Origin of the sequence: Chryseobacterium sp. RU37D (assembly GCF_900156075.1) — a bacterium.
Classification (GTDB): domain Bacteria; phylum Bacteroidota; class Bacteroidia; order Flavobacteriales; family Weeksellaceae; genus Chryseobacterium.
Map to the genome: position 1 here is coordinate 41562 of NZ_FTMM01000018.1, position 19953 is coordinate 61514.

The following is a 19953-nucleotide window of genomic DNA, read 5'->3' on the forward strand; positions in this document are numbered from 1 at the left end:
CATTACTTTTTTTTAAATAAATTAATGCAACGTGGTGAAGTTTCTTTATCAAATTCGTTCAATTGATAATCCCCCCAGATTTTTATTCTTTCAAAACCGCATTCTTTAGCATAAGAATTAATGGTTTCTAGGGTATGAAGTTTTACTTTTTCAAAGAAATGAAACTGCTGCCCTTTATCTTCAAAACGAATATCTTTAACGATATGTCTGCCTTCTATTTTCTTGAGGATTTTAAACTCAATATGATCTCTTTTAATCGTTGATTCCGAAACTATTTTACTTCTTACAAACTTTTCATTCAAGTAATCCAGAACAAAAAACCCTCCGGGTTTCAAAACATTGTAAACCGATTGGAAAACTCTTTTATCATCAGCTTCGTTATCAAAATATCCGAAACTTGTGAAAAGATTGAAAACTGCATCCATAGGATCAGCATCAATCGGGTTTCTCATATCGTGTACATCAAAAAGTAAGGTCTGGTTTTCAAACTGCTTATTAAATTCTATGCTTTGTCTGGAAAGGTCAAGACCCAACACATCATACCCAAGTTTATTAAGAAAAACCGAGTGTCTTCCTTTTCCGCAAGCCAGGTCTATGATTTTAGAATTTGGTGGAAGCTGCAAATCTGCAGTCAGTTTTGTTATGAAGTTTTCTGCTTCAGTATAGTCTCTGTTGCTGTACAATAAATGATAATAAGGGGTATCAAACCAAGATTCAAACCATTCCATATTGCAAAAATAACTAAATTTGTGGGTAAAAGAAAAGTATTTGAATATTGAAAGATTGAAAAATTCAATTAATTGAAAACTGAATGCCTAATCTTTTAATTTTTAAATATTTAAATCTTTTAATTATTATTTATGGAAACAGAAAATATTCAGATTCAGATAAAAACATTCTTTGGATTAGAACAAATTTTGGCAGAAGAGATCAAAAAGTTGGGTGGAAGAAAAGTGGAGGTAAAAAACAGAGCCGTGAACTGTGAAGGCGATTTAGGCTTTTTATATAAAATTAATTATTCTGCCAGAACTGCTTTAAAAATTTTAGTCCCGATTTATGAATTCAAAGCTTTCAATCAACATCAGTTCTATGACAGGCTTTTTAAGTTCAATTGGGAAGAGTTTATGGATATTGACCAATCTTTTGCAATTGATTCTACTGTAAATTCTGAAACTTTCAAACATTCCCAGTTTGTGACTTTAAAAATGAAAGATGCAATTGTAGATTATTTTCAGGAAAAATTCAAAAGACGCCCAAATGTAGAGCCGAAAAATCCTGACATCAAATTTCATCTTCATATTGACCGGGAACTGGTGACGATTTCGTTGGATTCTTCCGGGGATCCCTTATTTAAAAGAGGGTACAGGAGAGAGCAAGGTTTGGCACCAATCAATGAAGTATTGGCAAGTGGAATGCTACAGCTTGCAGGCTGGGATGGAAAGGGTAATTTCCTTGATCCGATGTGTGGTTCAGGAACGCTTTTAATTGAGGCTACCATGATTGCAATGGATCTGCCGGCACAGATTTTCAGAAAAAGATTTGCTTTCCAAAACTGGAAAAATTATGACTCTGATTTGTTTACTAAAATTAAAGAATTCAGGATCAACAGGGTAAAAGAATTTACCGGGAAAATTGTAGGCTACGATATCGATGCAAGAATGCTGAATGCCGCAAGAATCAACATTGAGGCCGCAGAAATGGAAGATGTGATTGAAGTGAGAAAGCAAAATTTCTTTGATTCTAAAAAAGAACTTTTTCCTTTATTGATGGTTTTCAATCCACCGTATGACGAAAGAATTTCAATTAATGATGATGATTTTTACAAGAAAATAGGGGATACTTTTAAGATAAGCTATCCCAATACATTAGCCTGGCTAATCTCGTCTGATCTGGAAGCGGTGAAGAAAATCGGGCTTCGTCCGTCGAGGAAGATCAAGCTTTTCAATGGTAAGCTGGAAACGAGATTTTTGCAGTATGAGATGTATGAGGGAACAAAAAAAGTACATAAATCAGAAGAGAAATAAAGAAGATAATAAAACTTGTCAAAATTTATTTAAGGTAATATGTGAAGTTGCTATCTTTTTTGAGACAAAAAGTTTATACTCTTAATTAAGAGTATTAAATAATTCAAGATGTTGAAATCCATGCCCTGATTTTGATTTAAAAAGTTTCGCAAGAAGCAGCGCACGTGTTCTTGAAATCTTTTTATGATATCAAGAAGTTCTTTCATATTCATAGTAATATTTTTACAGCGCAGCAATATCTTTAATTTTGAGAGCCTGAATAAATCTATCCACTACAGAAAGCAGATATTTTTTATTTTCTGGATCAAGTTTTTCGAATTATTCAGGGTTTTTGAAGATGATCTGACTTTCAACCTTTCCCTGCTTAATAGTCCAGATGGTAGTATACCTGTTTTCCCCAGAACCATTGATCATATAAAGGAAAATATGATCATTATCGATCGCTGCTACTCCTACATTATTAAAATTCATTGTAGGCTGAAACAGGTTTTTAATTGCCTCTCTTACAAAAACAGAACCTCTTCCGGGCTGCTGTACCCGAATGGATTTGATTTCAGTAAGGTCTTCCGGAAGCTCTTTACCCACTCCCCAAGGCTTTACTTTATCGATTTTAGTGAAATATCCGTTGGCGTCTTTTTCCTGCTTTTTGATTTTTGCGTAAGAAGGATAAACGTCGATGATTACTTTTGTTCTCTGGTTTCCTGGAATTTTCGAATTGGTATCATCTGTGAAAATTAATGATTTCCCATTCTTAGATTTTGATGGAGTAAAATGAGGTAGCTGATCCACAAAAACCACACGGTTTTTATTCACCATGCCTTCCTTAGTGATGCTGTCGTATCTTACAAAAAGCTTTTCTGTGTCATCTTTTTCAGGATATTTAATCCATATCCATTCAGTTTCTCCGGGAGCAGGTTTTACATAAATGAAAACATCGCCTGTTTTCATGCGGATTTTATCGATGATTTTTCGGTAATCATCTTTGTGAACACGTACCATGGCATAGCCTTCCTCAGCCTTTACCACCCCGAAAGGGATTTTATTCTGCGCATTCATAAACACAAAACAAAAAATACTGAAAATAGATATGTAAAACTTTTTTACCGAAATCATCTTATAATTTTTGATCTTCAAATATATAAATTAAACCTTTGTAATTTATTTAAAATAACTAAACTATAGAGTTTTTTCATTAATCAAACCTAACGGATTTCAAAAACCCGTTAGAACCTAAAGAAATATCGTTTGTCAAATTAAGAATATATTCTTTCACCTTCTCAAACTTAAATTCTTTCCAATTCATCAGCATCAATCGTCGTTTTGAATGTTCCATAATTCACAATTACTTTGTTTTTAGAAATCTTTTCAATAGTTCCTACACTAGTGCTTCCCGAAATACGAACCCGTTGCCCGATCTTCATCCAAAGCGCGCGGTCGGTTTTGCGTTTTTCTTCCAGTTTTTCGTTGGTTTCCGTGATTTTTTCGATGACTTCTTCTTTCTTCAATTGCTGCGTGATTTTTCTTTTCACCACCTGAAGGCGTTTGCTTTCATCTTTATCTGCTCCTAATTTTCTAAATTTTTCCTGCTCCAGAAGCTTCACAAAATCTTTGACAACATCTTTTCTTGACTTTCCTTTGGTATAGCTGTCGATGAAGGTTTCAATCTTATTTCCGAACTGCAGCTTACGATGTTCTTCTTCATACAATTTCTGGAAATTGAATAACTTTTGTTGAAGTTGTTCGTTCAGTTTTTGCAGATTATCGCGTTTATCTTCAACGGATTCTTTTCTTTCGGCAAGATCGGTTTTAAGCTTTTCAACCTCAAATTTTTCCTGTTGAAGTTTTACAATCGTTTTATCTAAATTCACGATATCATGTTCTACTTTTTTCTTCGCAGAATGAATGATAAATCTCGGAATTTTATTCTTTTCCGCGACCTCAAAAGTAAATGAACTTCCAGCTTGTCCCACTTCCAGCTTGTACATTGGCTCCAGCGTTTCTTCATTAAACAACATTGCTGCATTCTGGGCATTAGGAAGCTGTTCTACCGCCAGCTTAATGTTGGTGTAGTGGGTTGTAATGATGGCAAAACTCTTTTTATCGTAGAAAAACTCAAAGAAACTTTCTGCCAAAGCGCCACCCAATTCAGGATCAGAACCTGTACCAAATTCGTCAATTAGTAATAATGTTTCAGAATCTGCCTCACGAATGATTCCACCCATTTTCTTTAACCTTGATGAATAGGTCGATAGATGATTTTCAATAGATTGATTATCACCAATGTCGGTCATGATTTTGTCAAAGAAAAACATTTCAGATTTTGGATGAACCGGAACTAAAACACCACTCTGAATCATTAGTTGAAGCAACCCTACGGTTTTCAAAGTGATCGATTTTCCTCCTGCGTTCGGTCCTGAAATACAGATAATTCTGTTTTGATCCGTTAATGTCAGGGTTTGAGGATAAATTGTTTTGTTTTCCGCTTTATTTCTTAAAAACAGTAAAGGGTGGAACGCTTCTCGTAATCTTAAGGTTCTATGGCGGTTGATCTTTGGTAAAACACCGTTGATCAGTTCTGCAAATTTTGCTTTAGCTCTCGTTAAATCAAGATCGAAAATATACTTCTGATATCTCCAAAGCTGAGGTTGGAATTCTGCCAGTTCTGCGGTTAATTTTCGTAAAATCTTGTCAATTTCCTTTTTTTCTTCCTCTTCGCTTTCCTTTAATTTAAAATAATGCTTTACAACGCTGTCGGGCTGCATGTAAGTAATGGAACCTGTTTTTGAAAGTCCTAAAACTCTTCCTGCCACTCTTTTTTTGTACGCAGATTTTACAGCTAAAACCCTTTGATCGTCAATAATGGTTTCGCGAATATCATCCAAGAAATCACTTTGTCCGTAATTGAATAAAGCGCGGTTGAAATTTTCCTGAATCGCTTTTCTTGCCAGTTGAATTTCGGCTCTCAATCCTTTTAAAATAGGGGAAGCCTCGCTTTTTACCTCGCCAAAACGGTTGAAAACCTTATCTACTTTATCAATAATTTCTTTTTTGAATTCCAAAATAGAAACGTCTTGTATCAATGTAGGAAAGGTTTCGGGCATGGTTGGGAAAAACTTCTGCAGTTTTCCTATCTGTTCCGTGATGGTTTTGATTTTGATGAAAGCGCTGTTTTCAAGACGGTAATTTTCGATCAGCATTAGCTTTAGCTCACTTTCAATATCTTCATATTCATCAAACGGAATCGCATTTGAACTTTCAAAACTCGATAAATATTCTGATGTTTTTTTCAAAGAAAGTTCTGCCTCGTCTATTTCCATCGGACGAAGTTGAAGAATTTTTTCTTTTGTTTTCGGAGAATACGCAAAAGGACAAATTTCCGCGAGCAATTGCGGAAACTCTAATTCGTTTAAATCTTCTTTATTTATATACACACTGCAAATTTAGTGAGAAAATGTGAATTTAATTTGAAAATGAGTTAATTTGAGAATTTGAAAATATCTATTAATCAGGAATTCTTACATTTGAGATATGAAACTAAACACTGAAAGGCTGCAATTAAAAGAAATCAATGAAAGTCACGTCGACGATATTCTGAAAATTCGAAGCAACGAGGTTATCAACCAATATGTGCAGAGAAAATCTCCGAAAAATAATTATGATGCGCTTCAGTTTATTTTAACCATTAAAGAAAGGACTAAGGATAATCAATCTTTTTATTGGGGAATTTCGCTTAAAAATCAATCGAATTTAATTGGAACAATTTGCCTGTATAATTTTTCTGAAGATCGAAAGGTTGCAGAAGTCGGATACGAATTATTACCAGATTATCACAGGCAAGGAATCATGTCAGAAGCTTTGACTGCGGTTGTAAATTTTGGTTTTAATGAATTACATTTGCAGGAAATGGTTGCAATGACCAATAAGTTTAATGAAAACTCGAAAAGTCTTCTTTTGAAATATGATTTTGTTTTGGAAGAGGGGAGAGAAGATGAAGGTTTTCCGGATAATTTGGTGTTTAGTTTGAAGAAGTAACGTCTCATTTGTCATTTCAGCAAAGGAGAAATCTAAACTTTTATTCACTAAATTTGTTGTCTAATAGAGATTCTTCACTACGCTTTGCTTCTTTCAGAATGACAGCTTGGCGTTAAAATTGAATTCTAATTATATCATTCTCAAATTTTCAAATTGAAACCCATGACCTGGACAGAAATACTAGCCCCAATAAAAAACACCCCATACTTTACCAATCTTTGGGAAAAAGTAAAACAAGAATATACAACGACAAAAGTTTTTCCACCGAAAAATCAGATTTTCAGAGCGTTGGAAATTACACCTTTCGAAGATGTTGAGGTGGTAATTATTGGACAAGATCCATATCATAATGATTACCAAGCGAATGGTTTGTGTTTTTCTGTTTCAGAACAGGTTGCAGCACCGCCATCTCTTAAAAATATTTTTATTGAATTAAAAGACGATTTAGGAATTGAAAGAACTTCCAAAGAGCTTGACGATTGGGGAAAACAGGGCGTTTTGTTATTAAATGCAACCTTAACGGTTCGCGCACATACGCCAAATTCTCATAAAGATTTGGGTTGGGAAACTTTTACGAATTATATCATTAAAGAAATTTCAGATAAAAAAGAGAATGTTGTTTTCGTATTGTGGGGCGCTTTTGCACAAAAAAAAGCCGAACTTATTGATCCGGCTAAACATTTTATTTTAAAGTCTGCACATCCGTCTCCGTTTTCCGTTCACAGAGGATTTTTTGGGAGCAAACCTTTTTCAAAAATTAATGAATATCTGGTTTCAAAAGGTAAAAGACCTATTTCGTGGTAGAATCTTCACCTCCTTTTTTAATGGTAATTCCGATTTTATATTTCCCGTTTAAGGCTTTTGTGCCTTCATCTGCTCCGGGATAAGGCTGAACATCGGCTAAAGAAATCGTGTATCCGTTGAATTCTGCGGATTTATTGTAATTTCTGCCTTTGTTATCCATGCTTGCAAGATTCAGAGTCATTGGTCGGGTTGCAATTCCCATCACTTCAACCTGTGCCACGGCAACTCCGGCCCAAATACAATTAACACCTTTTGGGCAACGGCTGTCTTCGGAAACCCCTTTGAAAGTCACGTTCATTTGGTATTCTTTCAGGAATTTATTTTCACCTTCGTTGAGGTAAATAATTTCGCCGTCTTTATTGGTAATTTTAGTAACTCCAGTTTTATCAACGTTCACTTTTGTTGAGGTTTTGGTTTCTTTTTGAGCATTACAGTTCGTTAAAAACAATAATCCTAAACTTAATACAATAATTTTATGTAGCATGATTTTCTTTTTAAATAATATTCAGCATATCTAAACTTACTACCAAAAACATTGCCACAGCCACCACAAAACTGAATCCTGTTCCGTAAATAAATCCTATAAAAGCTCCTTTTGTAGATTTTAAAGCCTTGTTCATATCTTTACTGTCATGTAGAAGTTCGCCTACAAAAACTCCGGCAAACATTCCGATCAGAAAACCTAATGGAATGGGTAAAAACATTCCGATAATCATTCCGATTACAGATCCGATGCTTCCCCAACGTGTTCCTCCGTATTTTTGATTTGTTTTTGCTGGAATAACATAGCTTAAAACTATAGAAATTACCGTTAAAATTCCAAAAGCCCAGATGTAAATCATCGAAAGATCAGAATCCGTCCCGAATTTGTAGATTAATAAACCACACATGCTGAGTAATAATCCTGGTAAAATTGGCAAAAATGTTCCTAGAATTCCTAAGGATAATAAGACCAGACAAAGGATATTGATTAATGCTGTATCTATATTCATTACTAAAAAATATACTTGCAAGATAAAAAAAAGTGGCCTTAAAAAAAGCCATCTTTTCAGTCTAAGTTAAAAATTTATTATAAGTTTAAGATTACATATTGAAGAGTCACGTCTCAGTAGTTGTTATAGATCATCTCCACGCAAACAATTATTAAAAGAGTGAAAGCACAATAAAATAAAAAGTAGTGGTTTTTCATATGTTAATTAATTTTGATTTTTTTTAAATAATTCATTAATAATTATGTTATTGGTTGACTTATTATTTGTTCTTAAGGATTTAAGAGATTTTAAAAATAGTAGGTAAAAAATTCATAAAATATTTAAAAGTAATTAATTGGAGGTGAAAATTGATGAAAATTTTTTCATTACATCAATATTTATTTCCCTAAATTTGCTACAATGAATGACCAGCTAGAAGAAACCAGAGATCTGCTGCAAGAGCTAAGTGATCCATTGTACAAATATATAAGCCAGATCTCTCCCACTGGCCTGGAATGGATTTTTCATTTGATCATAAAATTATTATTGCTAACCGCAGTGTTTTTGATCATTGATTTTATCTTTAAAATTTTCATTAATAGTATTTTCCGGATTTTCCATGACCAGGAAAAATATCCTGTTATCAAATCTATTTATCAATCGAAGGTTACTAATTCATTAGCTCACCTTTTTGCTCTTTTAATTATTGGAAGCATTCATGAATCAATTTTTGCAGGGGCTTTAAAAAATACTACAATATTTATAAGAAGATCTGTAAATCTCGGTGTAGTAATGATCTTTGCGGGAATGCTGTACAGGGCTTTAACCGCGTTCAGAAACTACTTTATAATCAAGCAGGATTTCTACAAAATCATGGCGCTTAATGCGATTTCCGAAACCGTAAAAATTCTTGGAATTTTCATATTTTCAGTAGTTGGAATCTGTGTTGTTTTTGGGATTAAAGGGACGACTATTGTTGGTAGTTTAGGAGCTATAACAGCTGTTTTGGTACTTGTTTTCCGTGATACGATCCTGGGATTTGTGACCGGGCTTCATGTAGCTACTTCAAAGAATCTAAAAGTAGGTGATTGGGTAAGTATTCCAAAATATACTATCGAAGGAAATATATCAGATATAAGCCTCTTAACAACAAAAATTGTGAACTTTGATAAAACAGTTTCCACTATTCCTACATATGACTTGCTTACCACTGAAATTAAAAATCTTCAGGTAATGTCTGAATCCAATACAAGAAGGATAAAAAAATCAATTTATTTTAATATTAATTCTTTTAAATTTTTAACCGAAGAAGACATCGGGCGTTTAATGGATATTAATTTGATTTCGGAATATCTTGAAGGAAAAAGCTTTGAACTGAAAAAAGAAAAAGAAAATCTTAAACATAGTGATAAAATTATTAATGGAAGACAGCTCACCAATATTGGTGTTTTCAGGTACTATGCCCAAAGATATTTAGAGAATGAGCCTGATGTAGATCAAAAAGGTGCAATGATGGTACGTCAGCTGGATATTACTCCGCAAGGTTTACCACTGGAAATTTACTGTTTTGCTAACGATTCAAAATGGGAGCATTTTGAGCAGATCCAGGCGGATATTTTCGACCATCTGCTTGTTGCTTCAAAAGAATTTGATCTTCAGGTAATGCAGATGAGTGTAAAAGTATAGTGGGTTAGACATTTAAAATGGTATGGGTTTCAAATAAAAATTCCGGTGACTTTTCACCGGAATTTTTATTTGAAAATTATTTAGGCAGCTTATTTCTTATCCCACCAAATACGGCCCTGGATATTGCTTTCGCTTCCTCCAAAATCAGGATCATCATTCATCTGATTAAGAGCGGCTACCTGATTATTATAGTTTAAGTTATTCGCTGATGGAGTCGGAAGAACAACTCTTCTTGGCATTGTCAATGCAATTCCACCGGTTCTTGCAAGTGCTTCCAATTTCAAGGCGGTAGAAGTATTCGGCATATCCGTTCTTTTGATAAGAGCCCAGACTTCATTAGGCTGTTTGAAATAATTCAGATATTCCTGAATAATAATTTGTTCCAGCGCTTTTGACGGATTAAACTGTACGTCTGTAGCACTCAAATATGCTATTGCATCGCTTGCCGGTGTTGGGACATACTGATCTACAATAGCTTCTTTAGCAATAAAATTATAGGTGTCAATTGATGCTTTAATGCCGCTTTCATAAAGCATCTGAGTCGAAGTTCCTGTTGAGATAAGTCCTCTGGCCTGTAATTCTGCTTTTAATAAAGAATAATCTGCATAGGTAAGAATAGGGAATACAGCATTTCCTGTGCCTGAATCATATTCCGGCTGCCAGATACGGTATTGAAGCTTTGAGATTGTATCATATGTTGTACCGTTCAATGATCTTCTTGCCTTTGTGTAATAGCGGGTGGTACTTTTATCCGGGCTTGTAGGGCCTCCTACATATCTTTGCAGAGAGTCTGTTAGAACTACAGAATTCATTAGGCCGGCTGTTGATAATCTTTTTATGGCAGTTTTTGAATATGAGTTTTTTTGAAAAAACAGAGGCAGTCTCGGGTCATTATTTTTTGTCATATAATCTACCATAGGCTTTGCGGCCCAAAAACCGGTAGGATTAAAGTTACCATGTTCTGTAAATCTTTTTGAGCGCAGAGAAAAATCTTCATTAATATTCTTGATCTCATCTCTGGATAATACTTGAACTGCGATTGTTGTAAGCTTTGCCGGATTTCTTTTCATTAATCTTGAAGCAATTTTTAATCTTAATGAATTAGAAACTTTTTTCCATTTTAAAATATCTCCGTTAAAAAATAAATCTCCCGCGCCAGGGCTAACCTGTATAGATTGATTAGCTCCTTCTATGGCAGTGTAAACGGCATTCAGTTGGCTGTCAAAGATATCATACAACTGTTCTTGTGTTTCAAATTTTGGAGTTGCAGTACCACCATATCTGGCCTTAAAAGCTTCTGTATAGGCCATACTTCCGTTAATATCGGTAACATACCAAGCATAATATACCTTTAGAATGGTAGCAATACTTTTAATATTTACATATTTTGCCTGCTGATCTGCCGGCATCTGATCGATCTTGTAAATAATATCCGTAAGAAGAGAGCCGTGATCACCATAGAATATGTCTTTCCTGGTATTCATATTAGTGCCGTCATCCATAAATTCAGAAGTATTTGCTGAACCAGGTACTAAAGTCTGTGTCCAGGGCATAATTCTGCGGTAATAATCATAGTAATATTCAAAGCTGGCATCATATCCTTTTTTAATAGCCATTGGTAATAGTGCTTCCGGAGTTGTATTTACAATATCCAGTGGGTTTGTATTGGTTTCTGCAAAATCACGTGTACAAGAATTGAGTATACATAATGAAGCAGCTATTAAAAATATTTTTTTCATTTTTTTCATTTTTATTTAGTAATTGATTAGAAAGAAAAATCTAGATTAAAGCCTATATATCTTGACATAGGTGAGCCCCCGTATTCTGCAAAGCTTCCTGAATTGTTGTTATACATTCCTTCAGGGTTAATTCCGTCAGGAAGTTTATTATAGATGTAAAAAAGATTTCTTCCTATAAGAGAAGCATTTAAGGTATTGATTCCAAGAGGTTTTATTACTTCAGGTTTAAATGAATAGGTTAATCTTAGCTCACGTAAAGCTACCCATGTATTCTCAAAAATAGCATTTTCACGTATACCGCTACCCCAAGACCCTAAGCTATTGTAATATACTTCGGTACGTACAGGATCTATCCATCCGCTCTGATATACTTCCTGATAAGTTAGACCACCTACTTTACGCGTTATTCCCTGTTTATCTGTGATCTCAGTACCCTGAGCAAACACACCGTCAGGAATTACCCCAAACCGCGTCACTCCGCTGGCATCGGTATATTTGATACCGCCTCTTTCTTCATCTCTGTATTGTAGTGTTGTAGGAAGATTTCCGTATTGTACTCCATAATTATAGGTTGCAGATAAAATGTCTCCACCGACTCTGGCATCAATTAAAACACTTAATGCTAAGTTTTTATACTTAAAAGTATTTCTAAAGCTGGTCAGGAAATCCGGTGTGAGCTTTCCTACAGTTACATAGCCCTGATTTTGATAAACACTAGAACGCATGTATGTACCGTTTGGTTTTAGTACTTTCATACCATTTCTTGGATCATCTATTTTATTTCCTTTGGCGTCAAGAGCCTGATAAGTTGCGAAGGCGTAGTTGGTCTGTATAAGTCCGTATTCCTGCCCCGGAATGGCGATACTTTTTACATCTCTACCCATTGCCCACTGCAATACATATTCTTCAACTCCCGGAGCTAGTTCAATAATTTTGTCTTGGTTTTTGGCGAATGTAAGAGTGGTATCCCATTTAAAATTATTAGACTTTATAGGGACTGCATTTACAATGATTTCAATACCTTTATTTTGGAGATTTCCTGCATTGATTTGTTGTGAATCCACCCCAGATTCCTGAGGCATAGGAAGTGTTAGTAACTGATTAATAGTATTTGTCTTGTAAACAGAAACATCAAAATCTAATCTGTTATTAAAAAAGGCCATATTTAAGCCAAGTTCAATAGATCTGCTTAATTCATTTTTTAAGTTACCATTAGCAAGAGCTCTGCTGTTAAATGCAATCAAAGGAACACGCGCACCATCCGGAGTATTGTAAGCTGTTGGATCTCCTGCATAATAAAAGCCTGCACTTGTATTAAAAGGGAATGTATCCCGGCCTACCCAAGCCAAACTTCCTCTCAGGCTACCGAAGCTTACCCATGCGGGAACCTTAAAAGAGTTGGAAAATGTCCAGTTGGCTACAAAAGATGGATAAAAATAGCTTACGCTGCCATGTCCATCAGGGTATGCCAATGTTGAAGACCAGTCATTACGCCCTGTAATATCTAAAAACAATTGATCCTTCCATGCAAAATTAGCAAAAGCATATAAGGATTGGATCTTTTTAGGAGAAACATTTCCATCAGTATAGACTACTTCATAGCCAGAAGGATCCACTGAGTTTTGAATTTCAAATACTCCCGGAATTCTAAGTCCGTTATTTGTATATACTCTTGTAGATTTGTATTTTGAAGTAAAGCTTTCTCCTCCAATAGAAGCATTTAGTGTTAAATCTTTAGTAAGTTTGAAATTGGCATTGGCTAAAAATTTAAGTGTATTCTGCTCCTTTCTACCTTCTAAGATGCTGTAACCTGCTTTATCATAGTTTGGATATGAGCCGAAAAGTTTGGATTCATTAATGAAATTGTAGTTATTAAAGTTACCGCCAAGAGTAAGATTCAGCCAGTCTGTAAGTTGAGACTTTACTTCTAAACGACCTACATAATTGGTCTCTTTTTGAGTTCTGGTATTTTGAAATAGATCAAGATATTGTCCAGCCATTCCGTATGGGTCATCATTACCTCTTTTTATATCACCGGTCAGAGGATCTAAATAATTCTGGCTCCAGTACACTGCATCAAAACTCCTTGGGAGTCCATATATAAAGCTGAATAATGGGCTGGTATTTCCTCCCTGGGGTACAGGGTTTGCACTATATGCTCTGGTATAATTGAAACTCGCATCTAGTTGAAGGTATTTATTAAATTCATGTGTAGCACGCAGGAAATATGCATTTTTGATGAATTTGTTGCGTGGTAGAATTCCTTCTGCTTCCTGATTAGTATAATTAAATAGAAATGTTGATTTATCATTACCTCCGGAAAGCTCAATGGAATTTTTCCGGTCCATTCCTACCTGATATACTTCCAAATAGTTTTTAGGCTGAGGGTTGTATAAAACGGTTCTTCCGTCCACATCTCTTACGGGAAGGCCATCAAACTTTGGTCCGTAACTGTAGCCGGCAGAGTTTGGATCTATAAATCGTTCCCCATTACTGTCTGTTGGAAAGGTTGAACCAAGACCAGCACCGAATTCATTCTGGAGTTTTGGCCCTGCATATACACTTTGGGTAGTAAGTGAAGAGCTTATTTTCACACCAACTCCATTTCTGCTGCGTCCTTTTTTTGTTGTAATTACAATTACTCCATTGGATGCACGGGACCCATAAAGAGCAGAAGCCGCAGCACCTCGAAGTACAGACACAGATTCAAAAGCATCAGAGTTAAGATTTTTCATTTCATTACCAAAATCATATCCGGATCCCCATTCATCAGCACCAGTCACGGAATTATCAATAACGACTCCATCCACTACTACAAGCGGCTGGTTGTTTTTCCCCAATGATGTATTCCCACGGATTTGGATTTTTGCGCTGGACTGAGGCCCTCCGGATCCGGCTATAATCTGGACGCCGGGTAATTTACCCTGAAGGGCTTCCATAGGATTTACCACGCCGGCCTGGGAAATGTCTTTACTGTCAACTTTAGAAATAGAGTATCCCAGCTTTCTCTGGTCTCTTTTAATTCCAAGAGCTGTTACTACCACTTCTTTGATTTCTGTAGTTTTAGCAGAATCACTTTTTGTTTTTTGTGCACTAATCTGACCGGTAGTACCCAGCAAGAAACAGAAAGCACCTACACTAAGAGAGTTTTTAGCATTTAGTTTCATCTTGTGTTAAATTTAGATGTTGTAATATTAATAAAAAAAATCAAATATTTTATAATTTTATTAACATATTGTCATTGAAATTTGCATTATTTTGTATTTAATTGAATTTATTTGTTGTTTCTTTTAATTAATAGGGTTTTATTAATGAATTTTACTTGTTATGTTATGAATATTTACTTTTCTAAAAGTTAATTCTTGCAATAAGTATTTAGAGAAAAAAAATAGCTTATTAAAACCGGCCCAGTTTTGTTAAAATTTATTAGTATTTGTTATAAAATTTAGTGCTGATATTAGACTCGTGAGATTCGTCGGATTAGAGTATAAACAATCATGCTAGAAATATAACTCCGCATTTTTCTATTTTTTTATGCAGCAGAGAGTGATTTTTAATCACTAAATTTGTACAGTTTTAAAATTGGTTAAAAATTTATTTATATAAATCCTATTACATTAAATTAAAACAAACTATAATAATGTAAATTAACTTCCCATTATTCAGAACAAAAAATGACAAAACTAAGTGTAAATATTAATAAAATTGCCACGCTGAGAAATGCCAGAGGAGGAGAAATACCAAGTGTGATGGAAGCAGCAATTAAAATTCAGGAATTTGGCGGACAGGGGATTACAATTCATCCAAGGCCGGATGAAAGGCATATCACCAGGAAAGATGTTTATGACCTTAAGCCTTTGGTAACCACGGAATTCAATATCGAAGGAAACCCGCACCGTCCTTTTATTGATATGGTTTTAGAGGTGAAGCCCGAGCAGGTAACGCTGGTTCCCGATGCAGATGATGCCATTACATCAAATGCCGGCTGGGACACAAAAAAACATCTAGATTTTCTTACAGAAATTATCAGTGAATTCAAAAAAGCGGGAATTCGTTCTTCGATTTTCCTGGACCCGACACCTGGGTTAGTGGAATATGCTGCCAAGACAGGAACAGACAGGATCGAGCTTTATACCGAAGCCTACGCAAAATATTATACATCAAATAAAGAATTAGCTTTAAAACCTTACTATGATACAGCGGTTGTAGCAGCAGATTATGGATTAGGGCTCAATGCAGGTCATGATTTAAGCTTAGATAATTTAAAATATTTTGCCGATAACATCCCTAATTTGCTTGAAGTATCCATCGGTCATGCTTTGATTTCCGAAGCATTGTATATGGGATTAGAAAATACAGTTCAGGCTTATTTAAAGAGGCTGGCAAGATGGTAAAATAGAAGTTAGAAATTAGAGGTTAGTTTTATACAACGTTTACTAATTTCTAACTTCTAAAATTTTAAAAACTTATGAAAATTCTACATTCAAAAATATTTGGCGAAAATCTTTCGTCTACACCACTTTTGGTATTCCACGGATTATTTGGAATGCTAGATAATTGGGGAAGCTTTGGAAAAGATCTTGGAGATCAGCTTCCGGTTCATTTAATAGATCTTAGGAATCACGGGCGAAGTTTTCATTCCGAAAACATGTCTCATGATGATCTCGCGAATGATATTGCGAATTATATGGATCATTACGGAATCCAAAAAGCGTACGTTTTAGGTCATTCATTGGGTGGGAAAGCAGTGATGCAATTTGCTATGAACTATCCTGAAAGGGTGGAAAAGCTTATTGTTGTGGATATTTCTCCAAAAGCGTATCCTCCACATCATCAGGGGATTATCAAGGCTCTGGAAACGGTGGATTTTAATACTGTTAACTCAAGAAATGAAGTGGAAACAATTCTTAGCCAGTATATTCCGGAAAAATCAACAATACAGTTTCTGACTAAAAATTTGTATTGGGATGATGATAAAAAACTGAATTGGAGATTTAACCTTAAAACTTTATCTGAAAAATATAACGAATTTGTTTCCAATGCTATAAAATTTGGGGTATATGAAGGTGAAACTCTGTTTATTGCCGGAGAAAAGTCTAATTATATTCTTCCTCAGGATGAATTTTCGATTAAACAACAATTTCCAAAAGCAAAAATTGTAACTGTAAAAAATGCGGGGCACTGGGTTCAGGCAGAAAATCCTGTTGATTTTGCTGAAATTGTAAAACAATTTTTGAATTTAAATTAAAGAAAATCTATAATATATAAATATTTATTAAAATTTTATTAAATAATGTATCATTCTTTTTTAGGTGTTTTTTTAATATTTTAGATTTTATAAATCGTTAAATATTAATATGTTATGGGAAATTTTCACATCAAGTAGGAGTGGCTTTGGCCCGCTTTTCTTTTATAATATTCATTCAAAGGCTTTATGCTAAATTGAATAATCCCTTATATTTTGAATTTCTAAATTAAGTGAAGTGCCTTTGTTTAAATGGCTTAAAGAAGTTAAAATCAATTCTCTGTCTTTATTTGCTTTTATATAATCGAAAGGTTAAATAAGTTTTCTTAGAAATAAAAATCATTTAATAAAGATAAACAACTGCATTTGACTGAGTCGAATCTTCGATTTCATTTAAAAAAGTAAAACAGATTATAGATGTAATATCAGTTAATTAAAATTCAAAATGTAAATAAAAGAATAATAAATTTTATAAGCTAAAAACATTTTTCTGAACATTAAAATTGAATTTTCCCTTAAAAATCGCAAATTTGCATAACGGATAATATTATCATAATTTAGCTGGCAACCAAGTAAAAGAAATTAATGGTTTTTGTAACAGGGGCTACGGGAATTTTGGGCAGGGTAATTGTTTTGGAACTCCTTAAAAAGGGGCAAAACGTGCGTGCAGCAAAAAGACAGTCCAGTCATTTAGATGAAGTCAGGCGTTCGTATAAATTTTATACTGAAAATCCGGATCATTTTTTTAATAAAATTGATTGGGTAGATGTAGATTTTAATGACATCAATTCTCTCAAAGAAGCATTAAAAGGTGTTGAAGAAGTTTACCATACCGCAGCAAAAGTAGGTTTTAATCCAAAAGACGATAAAGAAATGTACCATACCAATGTAAAGGGTACGGAAAATCTTTTGTTTGCCTGCGAGGGCTCTGATGTGAAAAAATTTCTTTTTGTGAGTTCCATTGCCGTAATGGATCTTTTTAATGAAAAAGGAGAAATAGATGAAAATTCTGATTTTAACCCTAAAGAAGAACATTCTGCCTATGCCATATCAAAACATCTTGCAGAGATGGAGGTTTGGAGAGCTTCGGCAGAGGGGCTCAATGTCGTTATTGTAAATCCTGGAATGATTATCGGAAGCGGAAATTGGGGAAACAGCAGCGGAGATATTTTCCCGACTTTTGAGAAAAGCAATTTTACTTTTTCCGGTGGCACAAGCTATGCCGATGTAAGAGATGTTGCTGAAATATGTATCCAATTAATGGGAAAAAATATCTTTGGGGAGAGGTTTATTATTATTTCAGAAAATGAAAATTATGTAGATATTGCAGGGCAGATAAGAAAAACACTGGGTCTGGAGAAAGCAAAAGTCCTGTCAAGACTTCAGCTTAACGTAGGAGTTCTTGCCAATACACTTTTTGGCTGGCTTATTCCACCATTGAGGATGGTCACAAGAGCAAATGTGGAATCTGTTTCAAGGATGAAAATTGTTTCCAACAAAAAAATTAAAGAAAGATTGAATTATCAGTTTATTCCTTTAAAGGAAACTGTAGATTTTCATCTTAAAAATTATATTAACGATAAAAAGTCGAAAAAATGAACGTTGCCGAGGCAATCATCCAAAAAAATATAGAAAAACATCCTGTAAAATCTGCAATTGGCTTTAAAAAGAAAGATGCAGGATGGAAAGAGCTAAGCTGGAAAAAATTCGGTGAAATTGTCTTCAAAACAGCAAACGCACTTATAAATTCAGGAATTAAAGAAAATGATAAAGTTGCCATTTATTCAGACAATTCTTCTGAGTGGATTATTTTTGATCTGGCGGCGATGTCTGTTGGGGCGGTTACCGTTCCTATTTATTCGACTAATAATGCAGAACAGGCAGAATATATCATCCGGGATTCCGGTGCGAAAATCATTTTAACGGGCGATCAAACGCAGTATGACGGTTGTTTAGAGATTTTACAGAATGATGATAATCAGCTTGAAACCATTATTGTTTCAAAAAAAGCAGTTTGGATCAAAAAGGAATTCAACAGTTTTTACCTTGAAGAGTTTATCGCAAAAGCATCCCCGAAAATAGAATTCTGCAAAAAAGAATATGATGATACAGCCACGCTGATCTACACTTCCGGAACTACCGGAACACCGAAAGGAGTAATGCTTACTCACGGGAATTTCATCAAAGCTTTTGATGCTCATTTTGAATTTTTCAAGTTTAAAAATTTTGAAGAAGAGCTCTCACTGGCCTTCCTGCCATTGAGTCATGTTTTCGAAAGAAGTTGGAGCCTTCTTTGTTTATATGGCGGAGCTAGGGTTTATTTTTTGGAAGATCCCAAAGATATTGCTAAAACGCTGGAAGAAGTAAAGCCTACCATGATGTGTGCTGTTCCGAGATTTTTCCAGAAAGTCTATGCCGGAGTTTTAGAAAAAGCTGGGGAAGGTTCATCATTAAAGAAAAGAATATTTAACTGGGCACTGGAAACAGGATGGCAGACTGCAGAATTAAAAAGAAACGAAAAACCTCTTCCTTTTGGCTTAAAAATAAAAGAATCTATTGCTGAATCATTGGTTTTCAGTAAGATCAAAGAAAAGTTAGGAGGAAGGCTCTGGTTTCTGCCTTGTGGCGGGGCATCATTGTCCCCGGAAGTGACTAAGTTTTTCGATTCAATAGGCATCCATATTACAGTAGGGTATGGCCTGACCGAAACTACCGCAACGCTCACTCTTTTCCCGCTCACTCATTTCGAGCACGGAACAAGTGGAAAACCTCTGCCAGGCGTAGAAATCCGTATCGGTGAAAATGAAGAGATTCTGGCAAAAGGAAACGGAATCATGAAGGGCTATTTCAATAAACCCGAAGAAACTCAGAAAGTTTTCACAGAAGATGGCTGGTTCAGAACAGGTGATGCAGGTAAAATTGATGAAAAAGGAAACCTTGTTATTACAGACCGTTTGAAAGATCTTATGAAAACTTCCAACGGAAAATATATCGCCCCGCAGCAGATTGAAAATCTTTTGACCAATAATAATTTTATACAGCAGATTGTTTTGATTGCGGAGGGAAGACAATTTGTATCAGCTTTAATTGTTCCCAACTTTGAATTTTTACAGGATTTTATCAAAAAAAACAATATTCAGTTTAACAATTGGGAAGAGATTGTAAAAAACGAAAAGGTACACGATTTTTATAAAGAAAAAATTAATGAATTGCAAAGTCATCTTTCGGATCATGAAAAGGTGAAAAAATTCACGCTGATGCCGGCAGAATTTGAGATCAGCACAGGTGAGATCACGCCAACACTCAAAGTAAAGAGAAACGTGGTTCTTAAAAAATATGCTGATCTTATTGAGAAAATGTATTAAATAAATTTTTTAAACTACAATATTCATATTAGTGAAAAACATTTTATTTATTAATATGAAAAATTGGTGTGATTTGTGGTTAAAAAT

General features: G+C 34.7%; 15 protein-coding genes. 8 read left to right on the top strand and 7 right to left on the bottom strand.

What is annotated here, in order from left to right; all coding sequences use genetic code 11:
- Window positions 1-2: 2 nt before the first annotated feature.
- The gene (locus BW926_RS09885) at window positions 3-728 is read right to left on the bottom strand and encodes a class I SAM-dependent DNA methyltransferase (protein WP_076446684.1); all 726 of its coding nucleotides are present in this window, start codon (window positions 726-728) and stop codon (window positions 3-5) included.
- 132 nt (window positions 729-860) lie between these two features.
- Between BW926_RS09885 and BW926_RS09890 the strand changes: the two genes are divergently transcribed.
- Window positions 861-2024: a THUMP domain-containing class I SAM-dependent RNA methyltransferase gene (locus tag BW926_RS09890; protein WP_076446686.1), complete on the top strand. Its 1164-nt coding sequence runs from the start codon at window positions 861-863 to the stop codon at window positions 2022-2024.
- A 318-nt stretch (window positions 2025-2342) separates the two neighbouring features.
- Here BW926_RS09890 and BW926_RS09895 read toward each other — a convergent pair whose 3' ends face one another.
- Both BW926_RS09895 and BW926_RS09900 read right to left on the bottom strand, forming a co-directional pair.
- Entirely contained in the window at window positions 2343-3137 is a 795-nt protein-coding gene (locus BW926_RS09895; RefSeq protein WP_076446687.1) for a hypothetical protein, read from the bottom strand.
- Window positions 3138-3307: 170 nt separating this feature from the next.
- Entirely contained in the window at window positions 3308-5455 is a 2148-nt protein-coding gene (locus tag BW926_RS09900; RefSeq protein WP_076446689.1) for an endonuclease MutS2, read from the bottom strand.
- A gap of 97 nt (window positions 5456-5552) precedes the next feature.
- Here BW926_RS09900 and BW926_RS09905 point away from each other — a divergent pair, with 97 nt between their 5' ends.
- Window positions 5553-6056: a GNAT family N-acetyltransferase gene (locus BW926_RS09905; protein WP_076446691.1), complete on the top strand. Its 504-nt coding sequence runs from the start codon at window positions 5553-5555 to the stop codon at window positions 6054-6056.
- Window positions 6057-6218: 162 nt separating this feature from the next.
- Window positions 6219-6860 carry a uracil-DNA glycosylase gene (locus BW926_RS09910; RefSeq protein ID WP_076446692.1) on the top strand — a complete coding sequence of 214 codons (642 nt, stop codon included), beginning with the start codon at window positions 6219-6221 and terminating at the stop codon, window positions 6858-6860.
- Here the strand turns inward: BW926_RS09910 and BW926_RS09915 are convergent.
- Both BW926_RS09915 and BW926_RS09920 read right to left on the bottom strand, forming a co-directional pair.
- Window positions 6847-7344, bottom strand: coding sequence for a hypothetical protein (locus BW926_RS09915; protein ID WP_076446693.1), 498 nt, complete (start codon window positions 7342-7344; stop codon window positions 6847-6849). The genes BW926_RS09910 and BW926_RS09915 overlap by 14 nt on opposite strands.
- A gap of 10 nt (window positions 7345-7354) precedes the next feature.
- Window positions 7355-7852 (bottom strand): DUF456 domain-containing protein, encoded by a 498-nt coding sequence (locus BW926_RS09920; protein ID WP_076446694.1) that lies wholly within the window; start codon window positions 7850-7852, stop codon window positions 7355-7357.
- A gap of 399 nt (window positions 7853-8251) precedes the next feature.
- On the opposite strand from BW926_RS09920, the gene BW926_RS09925 reads away from it, so the two are divergent.
- A complete protein-coding gene (locus BW926_RS09925; RefSeq protein WP_076446696.1) occupies window positions 8252-9517 on the top strand; it encodes a mechanosensitive ion channel family protein in 1266 nt (421 codons plus the stop codon).
- Between the two features lie 89 nt (window positions 9518-9606).
- On the opposite strand, the gene BW926_RS09930 is transcribed toward BW926_RS09925, so the two are convergent.
- The gene (locus BW926_RS09930) at window positions 9607-11256 is read right to left on the bottom strand and encodes a SusD/RagB family nutrient-binding outer membrane lipoprotein (protein ID WP_076446742.1); all 1650 of its coding nucleotides are present in this window, start codon (window positions 11254-11256) and stop codon (window positions 9607-9609) included.
- 26 nt (window positions 11257-11282) lie between these two features.
- Entirely contained in the window at window positions 11283-14423 is a 3141-nt protein-coding gene (locus tag BW926_RS09935) for a SusC/RagA family TonB-linked outer membrane protein (RefSeq protein ID WP_076446698.1), read from the bottom strand.
- Between the two features lie 507 nt (window positions 14424-14930).
- Here BW926_RS09935 and BW926_RS09940 point away from each other — a divergent pair.
- From BW926_RS09940 to BW926_RS09955, 4 genes are all read left to right on the top strand, one after another.
- On the top strand, window positions 14931-15650 hold the full coding sequence (locus BW926_RS09940) for a pyridoxine 5'-phosphate synthase (RefSeq protein WP_076446700.1): 720 nt from the start codon (window positions 14931-14933) through the stop codon (window positions 15648-15650).
- A 74-nt stretch (window positions 15651-15724) separates the two neighbouring features.
- Window positions 15725-16504: an alpha/beta fold hydrolase gene (locus BW926_RS09945; protein ID WP_076446702.1), complete on the top strand. Its 780-nt coding sequence runs from the start codon at window positions 15725-15727 to the stop codon at window positions 16502-16504.
- A 582-nt stretch (window positions 16505-17086) separates the two neighbouring features.
- Window positions 17087-18100, top strand: a complete 1014-nt coding sequence (locus BW926_RS09950) for an NAD-dependent epimerase/dehydratase family protein (RefSeq protein WP_076446704.1) — start codon at window positions 17087-17089, stop codon at window positions 18098-18100.
- Entirely contained in the window at window positions 18097-19866 is a 1770-nt protein-coding gene (locus BW926_RS09955; protein ID WP_076446706.1) for an AMP-dependent synthetase/ligase, read from the top strand. The genes BW926_RS09950 and BW926_RS09955 overlap by 4 nt, the downstream gene beginning before the upstream one ends.
- The last annotated feature ends 87 nt before the right edge of the window (window positions 19867-19953 follow it).